The sequence below is a fragment of the Candidatus Kryptoniota bacterium genome (assembly GCA_036567965.1).
In the GTDB taxonomy this organism is placed as follows: domain Bacteria; phylum Bacteroidota; class Ignavibacteria; order Kryptoniales; family JAKASW01; genus JAKASW01.
In genome coordinates, this window is sequence record DATCTN010000030.1 from 57,255 (window position 1) to 75,933 (window position 18,679).

Sequence of the window (18,679 nt, forward strand, 5' to 3'; positions counted from 1 at the left end):
TTCAGGGGAAGATTCCTAAATCAACATAAGAGGTAGCGATCTTGTCTATCGCATCAATGAATGCCGCTGTCCTGAGATCTGGGATCTTACTGTTTCCTTTCTTGATTTCCCTGATCTGATTGTACGCTCCGGTCATTGTTTCTTCCAGACCGGAGTTTACCAAATCAATTTCGTCGGCGCCTCTCGCGATCTTCTTTCTTTCCGCGTCCGTGAATTCCTTGCCGGTCGCGTGCTCTACCGCTTGCAGCATCTTGTCGAACGCGGACTCTTCAAATCTTTTGTCCATTCTTCCGAACCGAACGTGAGACAGGTTCTTCAGCCATTCGAAATAGGAAACGGTGACACCGCCCGCATTCAAGTACATGTCGGGTATGACCAATACCCCCTTTCGAAGTAGAATTTCTTCCGCATTCGCCGTCGTCGGTCCGTTAGCACCTTCTGCGATGATCTTCGCCTTGATCCTCGGCGCATTCTCTTCAGTGATCTGATTTTCCAGTGCTGCAGGAATCAAGATGTCGCACTCGAGTTCGAGTGCCGCGAGCGAGCCGGCAAGGTCCTTCGCTCCCGGATACTTCAGAATCGACCCTGTCTCTTTCCGATGCTTTACAACCGCATCAACGTCGAGACCGGAAGAATTGTGGATCGCACCCTCGTATTCGGCAAGTGCAATGATAATCGCTCCACCATCCTGGCAAAACTTCGCCGCATGATAACCCACGTTACCAAGACCCTGGACAACGACTTTCTTCCCGGACAACCTGCGAGAAAAACCGAGCGCTTTCATGTCATCCTTGTTGTCGCATGCTTCACGGAGCCCGAAGTAGATGCCTCTTCCGGTCGCTTCCGTTCTCCCGCGCACTCCGCCCTCAGCGACTGGCTTTCCGGTTACGCAGGCAAGCGCGTCTATCTTACCCGGGTTGAACGCGGCGTAAGTATCCGCTATCCATGCCATCTCTCGGGGACCGGATCCATAATCAGGCGCAGGGACGTCGACACCGGGTCCGATGTAATTCTTTCGGATCAACTCAGCAGTGTAGCGCCTCGTGATGATTTCAAGATCCGTGACTGAATAATCCTTGGGGTTGACTTTGATCGCGCCTTTCGCTCCCCCAAATGGGACGTCGACCACGGCACACTTGTAAGTCATCAACGCGGCAAGAGCCTTGACTTCGTCTTCATCCACCTCGGCCGAGTATCTTATTCCTCCCTTGACAGGAAGTTTGTGATAGCTGTGTTCGACACGCCAGCCCTGCAGAACCTCAAACCCCTTCGATGTCCGTACAGGGAACTGGAATGAATAGATGCTGTTGCAGCCCTTGATCTGTTCGAGCAATCCCTTCGGATGATTTGTAAATTGCGCAGCTCTATCGAAATTAAGGTTTACATTCTCGAAGAAGCTAATCTTTTGCTTGGAGTCGCTCATTGTTAACTCTCCTTTTCACTTTTTGAAATTACAAAACGGGAAATTGAAATCCAGCGGGATAATCCATTGGAGCTGCTGCCAACCAGCGGCGCGTAAGCCGGCGCATTTCCGCGCGAACGGCCGGACATCCTGCGGGGAGTTTCCATGCACTTGGATATTTCGGATAAACCGGTGCGGTTCTTGAACGATCAGCCGCGGGATGCAACGACTGCCGTGCCATAACATAAAACTTCTGTAACTCCGCCCAACAACTCCGTCGCGTCGTACCTCACTCCGATGACCGCGTTTGCTCCGAGCTGCTCCGCGTGTTCCACCATCATGTCGAACGATTCGTTCCTTGTCTTTTCGCACAACTCAGTAAACAGTGAGATATTTCCTCCGAACAGAGTCTGCAGCGAACCTCCGATCGTGCCGAATACAGACCTCGAGCGCACCGTAATTCCCCTAACAACGCCCAGCTGCTTTGTGATCTTGTATCCTTCCAATGTAAAAGTGGTGGTGGTCATCGAGTGATCCATCTTGTGTCTCCTTAGCCCTTATTCGTTTTGAGATTACTGTCGAGCAAGAATTGAGCTTCTTCGAACCAAGGGTGGGAAAGCATGGTCAAATATATGTTCCTCCGGCAACTCTTACAATCTTCTTTCGCATCGAGGCTGTATGAATCAATTGGACCAATTTCGTAAATTTCTATGAACAACGCGAGGAGCGGATGACACGTTTAAAAATATTTGTCGTCGTCATGTTGGCGTGCGCAGTTGAAGCATGCAATCCACCCAAATCCACGGTGGATCTGGTTTTGAAAAACGGGAGATTCTATACGGTCGATTCGAGGTTACCGAACGCCGGAGCCGTGGCAATTGTTCGGGGTACCATCATCGGCGTCGGTACTGACGACGGAATTGCATCCAGGTTTGATGGAAAGGTGACTATAGACCTCAAGGGCGCATTTGTCCTTCCTGGTTTGACAGACGGCCACGCGCATTTGACGGATCTCGGTGCAATGCTGCTGACATTGGATTTGACAAAAGCAAAGTCGCCCGCTGAAGTGGCCGGCCTCGTTGCGGGCGCGGCAAAGAATTCGAGTCCGGGAGGCTGGATTCGCGGAAGAGGATGGGATCAGAACCAATGGCCGGGCAGAAATTTCCCGACTCACGAGACACTCGACAAGGCTGCTCCGGACAATTATGTTTATCTTTTTCGGGTCGACGGTCACGCCGTCTGGGTAAACAAAAAAGTCATGGATCTCTGCGGAATATCACGCGCCACGCAAGACCCCGAGGGCGGAAAAATTATACGTGATAAGAAGGGAAATCCAACTGGAGTCTTTCTGGATGCCGCCCGTGAATTGATCGCCTCGAAAGTTCCTCGACCAACGGATTCCGAAGTTGAACACGCAATTACGGTCGCGATGGATACTTGCGCCAGTTACGGTTTAACGGAGGTGGATGACGCACGGATTTTCGAACAGACGATCGGAATATATAAGCATCTTGTTGACAGCGGTAAATTGAGAATTCGAATAACGTCGATGTATTTCGGCATGGACTCGACGCTTCCAGCCATACTTAGACAGGGACCCATCATGAATTATGGCGGTCTGTTTACAATGCGCGCCGTGAAAGTCTACATGGACGGGGCGTTAGGATCCAGAGGTGCGGCCCTTGTGAAAGCTTACTCTGACGACCCCGGCAATTATGGTCTCACCGAAATCGGAGAATCCGATCTCGAGAACCTCACTATTGCAGCACTATCGGACGGCTTCCAGGTCTGTACCCACGCGATCGGAGATCGTGCCAATCATGTCACATTAGATGCGTACGAGAAAGCTCTTAAGGCAATTAACCTTCCCGACCCGAGGTTGAGGATCGAGCACGCACAGGTACTTCTCAAAGACGACATACCTCGTTTCAAGGAGCTTGGAGTGATTCCGTCAATGCAGCCCGCTCACTGCACTGCCGACATGTACTGGGCCGAGGCGAGACTTGGGCCGGAGCGGATAAAGCATGCTTACGCCTGGAGGTCTTTAATAGATGACGGTAACATTATTATCGGCGGGTCCGATTTTCCGGATGTTAGTCCTGATCCCAGACTTGGTATCTACGCGGCAGTTTCGCGGCAGGACATGAATGGGCTCCCGAGGGATTTCACCGATGCGAAGGAGTACTTTGAACTGTCTCCCGACGCGCTGAAAGACAGCTCCTATTTTGACAATGGTTTCTTCCCGTCTCAGAAAATGACGCTTGACGAAGCGATAAAAGCTTTTACCATTTGGCCAGCCTACGGGAGCTTTCAGGAAAACGAAAAGGGTTCGATATCTGTCGGGAAATTCGCCGACTTCACAATCTTCGAAAAAGATTTTCGGGAGATTGCGCCGATCGAGATTCCCGACGACGCTGTGTTGGCGACGATTGTTGCAGGTAAGCTCATCTTTGTCAATCGTTCCGAACACGACTGGGAGGTACAATGATATATCGGAAACTCGGCCGCACGAATCTGGAGGTGAGCGAGATAGGTATCGGCACGTGGGGAATGGGCGGGAATTTATGGCTCGATTCTGATGACAAAGAAAGCACCAGATCACTTCAAACAGCGATTGAGCTTGGTGTGAATTTCATCGACACTGCACTGGCTTATGGCAACGGTCACAGCGAGGAACTTATCGGGCGCGTACTGAGAGAGCGCAAGGAGAAGATCTATATTGCCACAAAAATTCCTCCGCACAACCGGAAGTGGCCCGCGCAGAAAGAAGATCGATTTCGCGAGGCCTTTCCGCGGGACCACATCATCGCCTCGACTGAGTCGAGTCTTAGGAATCTAAAAGTTGATTGCATCGACCTGCAACAATTCCACGTTTGGAACGACGAATGGGCGAACGAGCGCGAATGGCAGGACACCTTAATGGAACTGAAGTCGCAGGGTAAGATCAGATTCGCGGGGATCTCGATGAATAGCCATGAACCCGAAAATGGAATTAAAGCTGCCGGGACGGGATTGATAGATGTGTTTCAGGTCTTTTACAATATATTCGACCAGTCTCCCGAGAAAGTCCTCTTTGGTTTTTGTCGCAGGAACGAGATCGGCATCATAGCGCGTGTGCCGTTCGATGAAGGTTCGCTCACGGGAAATCTTCGGATGGATACGGAATTTCCCGAAGGAGATTATCGCAACGGCTATTTTGCTAAAGAGAAGAGAAAAAGGCTCATCGATCTCGTGGAACGCTTGAGAGAATATCTCGGCGTCGAAGCTGCGACACTTCCGGAACTCGCGCTGAGGTACGTGCTGAACGAATCCGTGGTGTCGACCGTGATACCGGGGATGAGAAAAGTCAGTCACGTCGAGTCGGATTGTTCAGTCGCCGACGGCAGAAAATTGTCTTCAAAGTTGATCGACGAGTTGAAACAATTTCACTACTATGGATAATCACAGTGAACGATGACATAAATCGAATCCCAAACCACAAATAAGAAACGGGCCATCTTATAGGAGGATCCAATGGAATTGAAGCTGGTCAAGATCGAGAAGCCTGATGACGTTAATTTCATTTTAGGGCAGTCGCATTTCATCAAGACGGTTGAGGACATTCACGAAGCCATAGTCCAAACGGTCCCGCAGATGAAATTCGGAATTGCGTTCTGCGAATCGTCCGGTCCGGCTCTTGTTCGTTATTCCGGCAACGATGATAACCTGGCGGACATTGCTAAGAAGAACGCGATGAACCTGTCGGCAGGCCATTCGTTCGTCATTTTCATGCGGGACGGGTTCCCGGTAAATATCCTGAATACGGTAAAGAACATCCCCGAAGTTGCGAACATTTATTGTGCTACCGGAAATCCGGCAGAGGTATTGATCGTGGAATCGGAAGACGGACGCGGCATATTGGGTGTCATTGACGGTGTCAAATCAAAAGGCGTGGAATCGGATGCTGACAAGAAGACCCGCCACGACTTCCTTAGAAAGATCGGATATAAGCTATAGAAGGAACTTCCGACCGGTTGAAGCGTCTATAAACTCATCTATGTTGGAGACTATGAGAAAGTGTTGTCTTTTTTTAGCGTTGCTGCCCGCAATCGCGTTCGCCCAGTCTGACACGTTGACGTTATCGCAATGTGTCCAGATCGCTCTTAAGCGCAATCCGCAAATCAGGGTTGCCGAAGGCGGCCTGGAAGCATCTCAGGCAGATCTGAAACTGACACGGTCGACACTTCTGCCGCAGGTCTCGGCGTCGGCCGGAGTCACAAGAAGTGGCGGAACATTTTTGATCGGGAATATTGTGAGGAACGGTGACTATGACAACTATACCTCCGGGTTTCAAGCGCAGCAATTAGTATTTGATTTTGGAAAATCTTACACCAAGTTGTCAGCATCGGGTAGTCTCGTCGATGCCGCGGGCCAGTCACTGAGGTCCGCCAGCCAGGACGTGATCGTGAATACCTATATTGCTTACTTCAATTACCTGGCGGCGGTGAGGGTGCTTGAAGTGGACAACGAGACGGTCAGGCAGGCTGAAGATCACCTGACACAGGCACGGGCCTTCTACACGGCGGGGACTGTACCACAGTATGACGTCGTAAACGCGGAGGTGTCCGTCGCGAACGACAGTGTTAGTTTGATCCAGGCGGAAAACGGACTTAAGATCGCTCGAGTGCAGTTGGAAAATGTAATTGGCCAGAGTCTCCCTAATAATTTTATTCTATCTGACGTACTTGAGGTCTCTCACGTTGATATAAGCGTGAATGATGCGATCGACAGTGCGATCGCTAACCGCCCGGAACTGTTGGCAAGCGAGGCTGAAGTCGAAGCCGGAAAATCACTTCTCGCTTCCGCGTGGACAACTAACCTTCCTAACATCTCCGCGAGCGGCGGATACAACTGGCGAGGGCTACAGCTGAACCCGCTTTACAGCGGATGGAACGTCGGGGTCACTGTCACACTTCCGATCTTCCAGGGTTTTGCACTTGACGCAGGTGTTGACCAGGCAAGAGCAAACCTGAAGACCGCAGAGGCGTCAAATGATTTGGTTATGCAGTCACTGACACTTGACGTTCAGCAACAGGATTTCGCCCTCCAGGAGGCAAGCCAGCGAACTCGGGCCGCTCGCGTACTCGTCGAGCAGGCCGGAGAGGCATTGAGGCTTGCTGTCGCGAGATACAACTCGGGGACGGGAAGTGCCCTCGAGACTACCGACGCGCAAGTCACCTTGGCGAACGCGCGCATAACTTATATACAGTCCCTTTACGACTACAATGTCTCTTACGCGAGACTCGAAAGGGCAATGGGAGTAATAAAGTGAAAGCGAGAGAACAATTGCGATGAAAAAGAAGAGATTAATAATAATAATTGCTGGGGTACTGGTCCTTGCATGCGGCGCTATGTTTTTGATTTCGAGCGGGAAGAGTGAAGACCCCAAATGGCTGACGTTGAAAGTGTTGCGCGGAGATTTGGATGTTGTGGTCACAGCGACGGGTACGGTTGCTGCGGATACGACTCTTCAAGTCGGTACGCAGGTGTCAGGAACGATTGCCCAGCTATTTGCTGACTGGAATTCGTACGTAAGAAAAGGACAGGTGATTGCCAAGTTAGATACGACGTTTCTCTGGGCTAGTGTTGAAGTTGCGGAATCAAATTTGCAAAAGGCTAAGGTCGCCGCCGATCAGGCAAAGGTTAGTTTCGACAGAGTGAAACAATTGTTCGACCGCAATCTAGATTCCCAATCAGATTATGATGCGGCTTTCGCGACGTACCAGACTGCCGAGGCAGATGTGAAAACGGCTCAGACAGCTCTCGACCAGGCACACATAAATCTAAATTATGCGACGATCAAAGCGCCGATAAGCGGGGTTGTGATTTCGAGAAACGTTGACCTCGGACAGACGGTTGCTGCGAGTTTCAATACGCCGACTCTTTTCACGATAGCAAATGATTTGTCTCGCATGCAGGTGCAGGCGTCCGTCGATGAAGGCGATATAGGCAATGTGAAAGTCGGTCAAAATGTTACATTCACCGTCGATGCTTACCCGACTGATCTTTTCAACGGAAGAGTTTCACAAATAAGGCTGCAGTCTACTATAGTGCAAAACGTCGTTGAATACACAGTCATAATAGATGTTCCTAATCCGGATTTAAAATTAATGCCGGGTATGACGGCAAACCTGACCATCAATGTTGCCGAAGCAAAAGATGTTTTGAAGGTTCCGACGACAGCATTGCGTTTCACACCACCGCAGGAGTATTTAACCCAATTGATGAACCAGCTTCCGGATTCAATCAAGCAAAAATTTCAGCAGCGACGAAATCAAAATGGCGGTAGCAATGCCGGAACTGGAGTCGGCAGTGGAACGAACGGCGGCACAGGAGGAGGGAATGCTCAGACGCGGAACTTGACTCCCGGCAGCTATTTCAGAGTTTGGGTCGTCGATGGCAAACAAATAAAACCGGTGCGAGTTTTGCTCGGCTTGTCCGACGGAACCAATACCGAAGTGCAAGGCGCTCTTAAAGAAGGCGACGATGTCGCAGTTGGAACGCTGACTCAAACCGCGAGCACTCAGCAAAGTAATCCGTTTCAGGGTGGCCAGAGGAGATTTTAAGACCATGGCCCAGCCGATAATTTCCGTAAAACATATAGTCAAAATCTATAAGATGGGTGACTTTGAAGTTCATGCCCTTCGTGGAATTAACCTGGACATCAACAAGGGCGAGTTCGTTGCTATAATGGGAGCAAGTGGTTCCGGTAAGTCAACCTTTATGAATATTCTGGGATGCCTCGATACACCAACTAGTGGCGAATATTTTTTAGATGAAATTGAAGTGGGGAAACTGGATCGCGATGAGCTTGCTCGTTTGAGAAATAAGAAGTTAGGATTTGTTTTCCAAGCGTACAATCTCTTGCCGAGAACAACCGCGCTGGAGAATGTCGAACTGCCGCTTCTTTATTCAAATTCAGTTTCTTCATCTCAGAGAAAAGAGAAGGCGCTCGATGCACTTAACGCAGTCGGACTTTCTGACCGGGCACTTCACTATTCGAACCAGCTTTCGGGCGGACAGCAGCAGAGAGTTGCAATCGCACGATCCTTAGTGAATGATCCTGTCGTGATTCTTGCAGATGAGCCGACGGGAAATTTAGACACACGGACAAGCGTTGAAGTAATGGAAATTTTTCAGAAGCTCAACGGACGCGGAATTACCGTTGTCCTCGTAACACACGAGTTGGACATTGCCCAGTACGCGCAAAGAAATGTCGTATTCAAAGACGGGAAGATAAACCGGCTTGTCACTGTTGAAGACAGAAAAATTGCCTCTGAAGAACTGCCGAAGATTCCTGTATTAGAAGAAGAGTTGGACTCATGAAGATTCTCAACATACTTAAGATCGCGTACCGTTCGCTTGGAAGAAACAAACTTCGTTCCTTCCTGACCATGCTCGGCATCATCATCGGTGTTGCCGCCGTCATCGCAATGCTTGCAATCGGGCAAGGAGCAAGCAATGCCGTTAAAGCACAAATCGCTTCCCTCGGAACAAACATGATGATTCTTTTTCCGGGTGCATCGAATCAAAGCGGAGTCAGAACGCAAGCGGCGACATTTACACGGTTTACAGAAGATGACGCTATCGCGATCAGCAAACAGTGTCCCGCAGTGCAATATGTATCGCCCGTGGTAAGAGTTGTCTCACAGGTTATTGCAGGAACGCAGAATTGGCGTACCAGCATATTTGGCGGCTATCCAAATTACTTCAACATAAGAGCCTGGCCTCTGCAGAGCGGAAATTATTATACGGATTCCGATGAGCGCGGAGCAACAAAAGTATGCATTGTCGGGCAGACTGTTGCGACAAACCTCTTCGGACCAAATTCACTTCCTATCGGGCAGATTATCAGGATCAGGAACCTTCCGTTCAGGATTATCGGTGTTTTATCGGCGAAAGGTCAGGATGCGAGCGGTAATGATCAAGATGATATTATCATTGCTCCCTTTTCGACAGTTCTGAAAAAACTTGTCGGCGGAATTTATGCAAATGTGATCTTTGCTTCCGCGCAATCCCCGGATGCTATCGATGAAGCAAGCAACGAAATCACCCAGCTGATAAGAGATAGGCACAAGCTGACACAGTGGGAAGGGAATGATTTTACAGTCAGAACACAGACTGAAATTGCGAGCACAGCTGATGCCACCACTCAAACGATGACACTTTTATTGGCAAGTATTGCCGGGATATCGCTCGTGGTTGGCGGGATCGGAATTATGAACATCATGCTCGTGTCGGTGACGGAAAGAACGCGCGAGATTGGAATCAGGATGGCGGTCGGGGCGCGCGGCAACGACGTCTTGACACAATTCTTGATAGAGGCACTGAGTTTGAGTTTCGCTGGAGGACTGATCGGCATTGTGCTTGGAGTTTTGACTTCACAATTTGTTTCTGACCTGCAGAAGTGGCCGATAGTGATTTCACCTCAGTCGATTGGCTTGGCATTTGCGTTTGCAGCAGCGATCGGCATCTTTTTCGGTTGGTATCCGGCGCGCAAGGCAGCCAATCTGAATCCGATCGACGCGCTGAGATACGAATAACGGACACAATCGGCCGAATTATCACCCTCGACATTTGGGACCCATAAACAAGGCGTCCTGCCGGCGGATCCATTCGTGAATCGGAAATCTCATCGTGGCACGAACACACACGTGTTTTGCGACAGACTTGCTGAGAAGTAAGCCTATCCTCAAACTCCTCCCCACGATTTTCACTAGAAACCAAAAGTTCTTAGATTGAAACGGAACCGGCACTAATACGATAAGTCAGGTGTTATGTTGATGTGAACTTGGATGGTAATGTTGTTTTTGTTGGGCGACTGTGGAATCTTGGATGAGAGCCGGCTTGATGTTCTTCTGTCAAGAATAGTTAAACCTATATCATAGATTTAAATGCGTTGGATGACAACTTCGGCTCTGAGGAGCGAACGGGTTGTCGCTGAGCAGCACATAGCTAGTCGACAGGAATATCTGCTGAGACCACATCTCATTCTGTTACTCGCAGCTTTTCCCCGGCGTTAATTTGGAGATGACAATCACCATTGCAGGAAGGATTCTAGAATGACGTTGTCTCAAAGCGGCTTTATAACTGGAACTTTACTTTGGCTACTTTCGGTTCAGCTCGGGTTTTCGCAGAACAATAAATCTGTCCTGGATTTCGCCGGTTCAGATTCGATAGCGGTTGCAGCGATCGAAGACGCGCAGGTGCCCTATACACCCGTCGTCGATACTTCAGGCGATTATTTGCCGACCTGGTACGATATGATTACGAGGATTCCGGGCGACTGGGTAGCCTATTCGAATGAGACTTTCCAAACAAAAAACATTCCTGCAATAATCGGGATGGTGGGTGTCACCGCGGGTCTTGTCGTCGTGGACCGGCAGTGGTGGTGGACGGAACAGAAATGGTATGATGAGTCCCCGACGTTTAAGCGGTTAAGCAACTGGATGGTATTTACCGGCGACGGCAGATTTCAGTTCGGTATCGTCGGCGCCTTTGCCGCATATGGGTTTGCCTTCGACGATCATCGTGCATTGCGCACGGCGAGCGAGACCACCGAAGCTATTCTCGCTTGCGGAGGAGTAGTCCAATTACTGAAACACATTACCGGTCGTGAGAGTCCTTTTGTCTCCACAAAGCGGACCGGTGCCTGGAGATTTTTTCCCAACCAGATCCAGTACTCAAAACATGTTCCGCATTACGACGCCTTTCCGTCGGGACATCTCGCGACAGCGACGACGACACTTATCGTAATCGCGGACAATTATCCGGAATTGGTATGGCTTAAACCTGTCGGATACGTTGCACTTGCGGCGATCTCGTCAAGTCTTGTCGCATATGGCATCCACTGGTGGAGCGATTTCCCGCTTGCTCTTGCGCTTGGATATTCATTTGGCGAGATCGCGGCCCATCCGATCGGCGTCAACCTTACACATGGCAACAATGGGAACGAACACAGGTTGTCGTTCGGACCGGTCACTTACCCCCATGGGGGAGCGGGTGTCGGATTATCGCTGGCCTTGTAGAGATTTGAATTGATGATTATGATGAGATGCTCGGGAGATCTCCATCAGGACAAAGTGCGCGTCCGCTTCTTTGACACTTCTAAACGAGGATGACCCCTTCAAGTCTGAGCAAGAATTCCTTTAGTCTAATTCCTCCGGCATATCCTGTCAGCTTGCTGTCCGAGCCTATTACCCGGTGACACGGAATAATTATAGGTAATGGGTTCTTTCCCACCGTAGCTCCCACCGCACGATATCCTTTTGTGTGAATCCTTCCAGCGATTTGTTTGTAGGTTGTGATCCTACCGTATGGTGTTCTGGCTATTTCAGTCCACACGCGTTGCTGGAACGGCGTCCCGATCAGGTCGATGTCCAAATCAAACTTGGTTCGTTTTCCGATGAAGTACTCGTTCAACTGTTTCACGGCGACCGAATTTCGTTTCCGGTCGTCCACGATTCCCTCAAGAGAGAAGTTCGTCTTGACCCAGGAAAAGAAGCTTGATTTACCGTCTTTTGGGAGCGCTATCTTGCATACGCCTTTCGCCGTGGAAGCGATATAGATGACCCCGATTGGCGCCTCAAATGAAGCACAGTAAACCTGCTGTGCAGCCGGGTCTCCGATATCCTGTTGCAGATTGAGGGAGCCGCGAACGGAGTCGATTCTTCTCAGCCTCTCTGCGGTCCTCATCCATGCCTGTGAAACTTTTACAGCAGCCTGCGACACGCGGAATGTCCTCTCATTTTTTTTGGCGGAGTTGTAGCTCCGTAATTGAAAGAACTTCTACTTGAAATCTCTTATCGTATAAGAACGCTTCGTTATGGCAGAAACTTCATTTAGTGCCATGATGTAAGAAGTGAACCAGCAACTCATAACCAATATACGCACTGAAGGACAACATTATAAAACCTGAAATCTTGGAAAGAACAGTCAGCGTCTCTGCCTTGAACGAATCCTTCTTCCAGAATATCGCCTTGAGAAGTGAATAATACCATAGCGCGGTACCGCCCCCGACTCCGAGAGCGAATAGAATGCCGTCTCCAAGATTATTTATTACATTCCCGGAAGACTGGATAATGCCGCTAAGTGTAATCCAGAATGCGACCAGCGTCGGATTTGAAATGTACATGAAGACACCGATTAGAAATGCGCTGTGAAATCTCCCGTTCTTTGCGTCGTAGTTTTCATATTTGAAAGCCTCAACACGAGTTGTGATATCCCGTATTCCGAGGTAGAGAAGAAGTAGAAAGCCGATGACCTGAAATATCACATTTACTTCGATCTTGTGAACAATTGCTGAGAGACCGAGCATCGACGCTCCACAATAAAAGGAATCCATAGAGGAAGCTCCCAGTCCCACGGCAAATGCATTCTTGAATCCCTGTTTGAAACCTTTCGAAACCACCGTGACGTTGATAGGCCCGATCGGAACTGAGATGACAATTCCTATAATTACGCCGATTAAAAGTGCTATCATTCCTATATTGCTTTACGAATTTTTTTGCATACGCTTCAGCTTTATCCACCCCCCGCAAACGCAACCGAAAAATACAGAATCGAAAAGTAAATAGCAATCTTGAATGCGTGGATCACGATAAGTACTTTCGAAGATCACAGTGATGCGCAGAGCGTAAAGAAGGCGATCAACCCCACGACATATCTCATTCCAGCAGCGCTATTTACCTTGATTTTCAGACGGCCGTTGTTTAAAATTTCTTCCGCGTTAAAACACAAATGGAGGTTCCCTGGATGGTTTCGAAACGATTCTATTTGCTTGTAGCTCTCGCAATTTTCAGCGCAGGTTGCGCGGCGAACATGAGCACCGACAGCAAGGTGATCGCCGTTGTCGGAGACACTAAGATTACTTACGGCGATTTCAAGCGTCAGTATGACCAGAACTACTACGGCCAATCCGACACCGCCGCCACAAAGGAGAGCATGGAGAAATTCCTGAATCTCCTCGTGGATTACAACTTAAAATTACTCTCCGCTCAGAAGGACCACCTGGCGGACGACCCTTCGGTGAAAGCCGAGATCCAGCTGTACGAGCAGCAGCTGGCCGTGAGCTACGTCATGGAGCATGAGATAACAGAGCCGGCGGTAAAACAGATTTACGATCGTCAGAAATATGAAGTACGGGCGACTCAACTTTTCGTACCGTTTGCGAAAGACTCGCTGGGCAAGACCGACACGCTCAAATCCTATAATGAGGTGGTGGGCTTAATCAAGGCTATCCAAGAAGGTGCGTCGTTGGATTCGCTCCAACGTAAATACAGGGGGTCCGACACCTACTACTTGACGGCAGGAAATTTCCTCCAGTATCTCGGAGGAAGAGAATTTGAAGACCAGCTGTATGCACTCCAACCGGGCCAGGTAAGTCCGTCCCCGATAAAGACTTCTTTTGGGTATCTCATTATCAAGCTGACCGACAGGAGGCCGCGAGTAGAGAGTATTAGAGCAAGCCATATCCTTATCCCGATTCCCCCGCAGGGTGGCAACGACACCTTGAAAGCATATAACGAGGCGATCGCGATTCTGGATTCTATTAAGAATGGAGTCGATTTCGGTAAACTTGCCGAGCGAAATTCCTCCGATAAATATTCGGCGGTCCGCGGAGGAGACCTCGGATTCTTCTCGCGGGGCCAGATGGTGAGAGAGTTTGATGAAGCTGCCTTCAGCATGAAAGTCGGAGATGTGGTGGGTCCGGTGAGGACGCGCTTCGGCTATCACATAATAAAGCTCACGGATGTGAAACAGGTTCCTTCCTATGAGCAAGTGAAAGACAAACTCAGGGAGAACTATCTGAACGCGGGCTACAAGATGGATCTTCAGAATTTCATCGACAGGCTGAAGAGGACCTACGGCTATAAGGAAGACGATGCTCAGATCAGATACTTCTACGGCAAGTTGGATTCGACGAAGCAGTTCTCGGAACTCGATCTGGACTCTCTACTCACGCCCTCGGATCGTGCGAGAACGATATTCACGTTTGACGATTGCAGTGGGACAGTCGACACCGTCGTTTCAATCGTGAACGCTGACGAGTCAGTAAGACCTCTGCTGCCGAATTGGACTGGCATCAACACGATGATTAACCAGACTTCAAAGCAAATGCTGATAACTCATTACTCGGTCTCTGAAGCGCGAAGTTATCCCAATTTCGATTCATTGATAACCCAATATGAGAACGGGATTCTGATCTATCACATGGAGCAGCAGGAAATATGGAATAAGATCCAAACAAGTGACAGCGCGTTGAAACCCTACTACTTTGATCACGCGGACAAATATCGCTGGCCCGAGAGAGCCGACCTGAGCGAGATACATGTGTCCAAGGACAGTCTCGCTAACGCGTTGTACGCGCTGCTTCAAACGGGTGAGGATTTTGACTCGGTGGCGGCCAGGTATACGACACGTCCGGGTCTTGCCGCGAAGGCTGGGCACTGGGGATTGTTTACTGACTCAACTAACGCGCTTGTCACTGCCGGGTTTGCAATGAAGGAGGGCGAGTTCAGCAAGCCGATTCCTTTCGAAGGCGGTTACTCGATCATAAAAGTGAACAAATTTGTGGCGCCTCAACCTAAGACTTTCGACGAGGCACGCGGCGAGGTCTCATCTGACTACCAGGAGTCGGAGTCCAAACGAATCCAGGGAGAGTGGCTGAACCGTCTCAGAAAGGAATTCGGAGTCGAGATCGACAACAAGACTTTCGATGAGTTGATCGCGACAAAGTGAACAAGACACGGATCCGCCTCCTTTTTGTTGTGGTGATCTTCGCTGCTGGGTGTTCAAAGCAGAAACAAAACGGGCGGCTCCTCGCGACCGCGGGCGGAGTGGATCTTTATATGGGAGATGTTGCAGCCCATGTTGACACTAACTCCGCTTACGCGGTGAGAAACTACGTGTCAAAGTGGGTAGATGAGCAGCTCCTTTACAACGAGGCGGCCAGCGAAGGACTCGACAATTCCTCGGATTTCAAGGAGCGCGTCGGCGAGTTTTCCAGACAACTCGCAATAACCGATCTCCTCAACAGGAAGGTCTACGGATCTCCCGTTGAATTCACACAGGAGGAGATCTCAACTTTCTATACCCAACACCGCATTGAATTTAAGGCCGCTGAGGATCTTGCTCAGGTAAACCTCGCGGGATTCGACAAAAGGAGTTATGCGGTGTCGTTCAGAAATTCCCTGGTGTCGGGTGCACAGTGGAGCTCCGTGTTCAGCGAGATCCCGCAGTACGCAATCTTGAGTGAAAGAGATTCGGTCTTCATTACTTCTTCTAGCGTAAGCCCGGCGATCTGGAATGTCGTGCAGTCACTTGAAAACGGGAGGATCTCTTTTCCGATTCAGGTCGATTCATTAAGCTGCATTGTTCAGGTCATCCAGAAGATCGAACCGGGAACTCCACTGCCGCTCGAGTATGTCACCCAGCTCATAAAGGAACGGCTGACAGTATTCAAACGGCGGCAAATGACTCAGGACTTGATAAATTCCCTGAGATCATCGGGAAATTATCAGATAGATCCAAGTGTTGCTATTAAAGACACCAGCGCCGAGGAGTGAACAGCTTGAAAAGATTTCTTGAGGTTGTCTTTGCAGCAGCCGCTCTCACTGGAGTAGTGCGTGCACAGGACAAGCCGGTCCTTGACAGGATCGTCGCGGTCGTAGGTAACGAAGTCATTCTGAAATCCGAACTCGATTACCAGGTCCAGCTCGCAGCGTATCAGAGCAGACTCAATCCGTCCGATCCTTCCTTGAGAACGAGAGTACTTGAGGCAATGATAGACGATAAGTTGATTCTCGCGCAGGCGATTCTTGACAGCGTCTCCGTCACGGATGATGAAGTGAACAAGCAGCTCAACTCGAGAATTCAGAACCTCGTGAGGCAGCTCGGGAGCGAGTCGGCACTCGAACAGCAATACGGTATGTCGATAAACAAGATACGCAACGAATACAGATCCGAGATGCGGAAACAGCTTATCATCCAGAAGCTGAAGGAGCAGAAATTCGGCGACCTCAAAGTCTCCGCGCTGGACGTGAAAAACTTCTACGAAACGTACAAGGACAGCCTGGCGACAGTCCCGGATCAGCTTACGCTCAGCCACATCTTCATGGTGCCGAAACCGTCTTCGCGCGCTCGTGAGCAGGCTTACTCATCGGCCAAGTCGATTCTCGATTCTCTTCGCGCCGGCTCGGATTTCGCAGCGCTGGCAAAAAAGTATTCGCAGGACCCCGGGAGTGCCTCATCCGGAGGCGACCTCGGTTGGGCAAAGCGCGGCCAGTTTGTGCCGGAATTCGAACACGCCGCATTCGGCATGAAGCCCGGCGAAATATCGGATATTGTTGAAACTCAATTCGGGTTTCATATCATACAGGTCCTCGATAGGAGAGGCGATATGATCCACGTTCGTCACATCCTGATTCAGATCCCGCACCTGGCCGCTGACGATGATTCCGTAGTAGTTGTACTCGATACACTTCGTGCCCGCGCGATGCGCGGTGAGAATTTTGCCGCACTTGCCAGGGAATACTCGCAGGACCAGGATACGCGCGACATCGGAGGAGATTTGGGAACGGTGGACACTTCACAATTGGAGCCATCGTTCAGAGCGACTGTGGATACTCTTAAAGCCGGAGACATTAGTTTTCCCGCAAAAGTCGTTTTCGGAAATTCGTACGGGTATCATATCGTGTATCTCCGCGAGCGAATACCCGCACACAAAGTCGACTTGAGCCAGGACTACGCCCGACTTCAGAACATGGCGCTCAGCCTAAAACAGAATGAAGCTTATCTCGATTGGATTTCGCAGCTTAAGAAGCAAGTTTACTGGAAAATCATAAGTTGACCTTAAGGGGTCGGAAATCCGGCTGACATTTTCCACATTTCGAACCAGTTCTCCGATATTTCCTGACTAAGGTCGCACAGATCTTGAAAGAAATCAATTTCATCGAATACGAATTGCCGAACGGCCTTCATGTCATACTCTGTCCTGATAAGAATTCGAGGATCGTCGCGGTGGATGTATGGTACCATGTGGGAAGTAAAGACGAAGACCCCAGTCGCACCGGTTTCGCACACCTGTTCGAACACATGATGTTTCAGGGCTCAGCCCATGTGGGCAAAGCTGAACACATGAGCTACATCGAGAGAGCCGGCGGGACGTTTAACGGTTCGACAACCTGGGACCGGACGAATTACTTCGAGACGCTGCCTTCAGATCGGCTCGAGCTCGCGTTGTGGCTTGAGGCGGACAGGATGTCGAGTCTTGACATCAGCCAAACCAACCTCGACAACCAGAGGGAAGTGGTAAAAGAAGAGCGTCGCTGGCGAGTAGATAACCGGCCCTATGGTACTGCGTGGGAAAAGATTTATTCACTTGCCTTCAGAGTCCACCCCTACCGCTGGCCCGTCGTGGGTTATATGAACGACCTCGATGCCGCGACGGTTGAGGATGTCAGGTCGTTCTTTGCGAAGTACTATGTTCCGAATAACGCCGTGCTTGTACTCGCAGGTGAGTTCGAAGTCGCATCGGTCAAACGTTCGATCGAGAAGTACTTTTCAGATATTCCAGCGGGCGCATCGATTGAGAGGGAATTCATAAACGAGCCCCCCCTTGAATCCGGAATTCACGAGATAGTTCATGACATCGCGGCACTTCCTGCCGTTTACATGGCGTTTCGCATCCCGGAATTGACCTCGGACGATGTCAAAGCACTCGACCTCGTCGCGGCAATTCTTACTGAAGGCGAAAGCTCTCGATTGTACAAGCGGCTTGTTTACGAGAAACGGATCGCTGAATCTGTCGAGTCATTTGCCGTCGATATGGAACATCCCGGTCTGTTCATTGTGAACGCGGTCGTCGCGCCAGGGCATTCGACTGAGGAGATCAAGAACGCTATAGATGCAGAGTTGAAAATGATTCCCACAAAATCCATCCACGACCAAGAGGTTCAAAAAGTCAAGAACCAGTCGTATTCTCACTGGGTTTCGAGGAATTCGAGGGCTATGGGTCGTGCAGAAAACCTTGCGCATTTCTCCGTATTCCATCACGACACGGCTGAGATCAATCGGCATCCGGGCAAGATTCAGTCAATCACAAACGAACAAATCAGATCGGCAGCGGAAAAATATCTCTCGACCGACAGGAGAGTTGTTCTGGACTATGTTCCCAAGATTCGAAGAGTATCCAAGCGAGCCGGAAGGAAATTGACAGTTGCCTAGGAATAGTCTGAC

Annotated in this window: 16 protein-coding genes; 12 read left to right on the forward strand and 4 right to left on the reverse strand. The window is 49.9% G+C overall.

Annotation, left to right across the window (positions count from 1 at the left end; genetic code table 11):
• Position 1: 1 nt before the first annotated feature.
• Positions 2–1,423 (reverse strand): Glu/Leu/Phe/Val dehydrogenase, encoded by a 1,422-nt coding sequence (locus VIS48_13935; protein ID HEY9167251.1) that lies wholly within the window; start codon positions 1,421–1,423, stop codon positions 2–4.
• 188 nt (positions 1,424–1,611) lie between these two features.
• Positions 1,612–1,941: a YbjQ family protein gene (locus VIS48_13940; GenBank protein ID HEY9167252.1), complete on the reverse strand. Its 330-nt coding sequence runs from the start codon at positions 1,939–1,941 to the stop codon at positions 1,612–1,614.
• A 191-nt stretch (positions 1,942–2,132) separates the two neighbouring features.
• Between VIS48_13940 and VIS48_13945 the strand changes: the two genes are divergently transcribed.
• The 8 genes from VIS48_13945 (at position 2,133) to VIS48_13980 (ending at position 11,469) form a co-directional block, all read left to right on the forward strand.
• Entirely contained in the window at positions 2,133–3,890 is a 1,758-nt protein-coding gene (locus VIS48_13945; GenBank protein ID HEY9167253.1) for an amidohydrolase, read from the forward strand.
• Complete coding sequence (locus VIS48_13950) at positions 3,887–4,843, forward strand: aldo/keto reductase (GenBank protein HEY9167254.1); 957 nt, start codon at positions 3,887–3,889, stop codon at positions 4,841–4,843. Before VIS48_13945 ends, VIS48_13950 begins: the two co-directional genes overlap by 4 nt.
• A gap of 72 nt (positions 4,844–4,915) precedes the next feature.
• Entirely contained in the window at positions 4,916–5,398 is a 483-nt protein-coding gene (locus VIS48_13955; GenBank protein ID HEY9167255.1) for an adenosine-specific kinase, read from the forward strand.
• Positions 5,399–5,450: 52 nt separating this feature from the next.
• Positions 5,451–6,713 (forward strand): TolC family protein, encoded by a 1,263-nt coding sequence (locus VIS48_13960; GenBank protein ID HEY9167256.1) that lies wholly within the window; start codon positions 5,451–5,453, stop codon positions 6,711–6,713.
• 19 nt (positions 6,714–6,732) lie between these two features.
• A complete protein-coding gene (locus VIS48_13965; GenBank protein HEY9167257.1) occupies positions 6,733–8,007 on the forward strand; it encodes an efflux RND transporter periplasmic adaptor subunit in 1,275 nt (424 codons plus the stop codon).
• 4 nt (positions 8,008–8,011) lie between these two features.
• Positions 8,012–8,767: an ABC transporter ATP-binding protein gene (locus tag VIS48_13970; protein ID HEY9167258.1), complete on the forward strand. Its 756-nt coding sequence runs from the start codon at positions 8,012–8,014 to the stop codon at positions 8,765–8,767.
• Positions 8,764–9,984 (forward strand): ABC transporter permease, encoded by a 1,221-nt coding sequence (locus VIS48_13975; protein HEY9167259.1) that lies wholly within the window; start codon positions 8,764–8,766, stop codon positions 9,982–9,984. The genes VIS48_13970 and VIS48_13975 overlap by 4 nt, the downstream gene beginning before the upstream one ends.
• Positions 9,985–10,503: 519 nt before the next feature.
• Positions 10,504–11,469: a phosphatase PAP2 family protein gene (locus tag VIS48_13980; protein HEY9167260.1), complete on the forward strand. Its 966-nt coding sequence runs from the start codon at positions 10,504–10,506 to the stop codon at positions 11,467–11,469.
• A 79-nt stretch (positions 11,470–11,548) separates the two neighbouring features.
• On the opposite strand, the gene VIS48_13985 is transcribed toward VIS48_13980, so the two are convergent.
• The gene (locus tag VIS48_13985; protein HEY9167261.1) at positions 11,549–12,172 is read right to left on the reverse strand and encodes a methylated-DNA--[protein]-cysteine S-methyltransferase; all 624 of its coding nucleotides are present in this window, start codon (positions 12,170–12,172) and stop codon (positions 11,549–11,551) included.
• Between the two features lie 106 nt (positions 12,173–12,278).
• Positions 12,279–12,923: a LysE family transporter gene (locus tag VIS48_13990; protein HEY9167262.1), complete on the reverse strand. Its 645-nt coding sequence runs from the start codon at positions 12,921–12,923 to the stop codon at positions 12,279–12,281.
• Positions 12,924–13,195: 272 nt separating this feature from the next.
• Between VIS48_13990 and VIS48_13995 the strand changes: the two genes are divergently transcribed.
• The 4 genes from VIS48_13995 to VIS48_14010 all read left to right on the forward strand — a co-directional run bounded on the left by VIS48_13995 (position 13,196) and on the right by VIS48_14010 (position 18,667).
• Positions 13,196–15,181 carry a peptidylprolyl isomerase gene (locus VIS48_13995; protein HEY9167263.1) on the forward strand — a complete coding sequence of 662 codons (1,986 nt, stop codon included), beginning with the start codon at positions 13,196–13,198 and terminating at the stop codon, positions 15,179–15,181.
• Positions 15,178–16,008, forward strand: a complete 831-nt coding sequence (locus VIS48_14000; protein ID HEY9167264.1) for a peptidylprolyl isomerase — start codon at positions 15,178–15,180, stop codon at positions 16,006–16,008. The genes VIS48_13995 and VIS48_14000 overlap by 4 nt, the downstream gene beginning before the upstream one ends.
• Before the next feature lie 5 nt (positions 16,009–16,013).
• The gene (locus tag VIS48_14005) at positions 16,014–17,291 is read left to right on the forward strand and encodes a peptidylprolyl isomerase (GenBank protein ID HEY9167265.1); all 1,278 of its coding nucleotides are present in this window, start codon (positions 16,014–16,016) and stop codon (positions 17,289–17,291) included.
• 83 nt (positions 17,292–17,374) lie between these two features.
• On the forward strand, positions 17,375–18,667 hold the full coding sequence (locus VIS48_14010; protein HEY9167266.1) for a pitrilysin family protein: 1,293 nt from the start codon (positions 17,375–17,377) through the stop codon (positions 18,665–18,667).
• Positions 18,668–18,679: the final 12 nt, after the last annotated feature.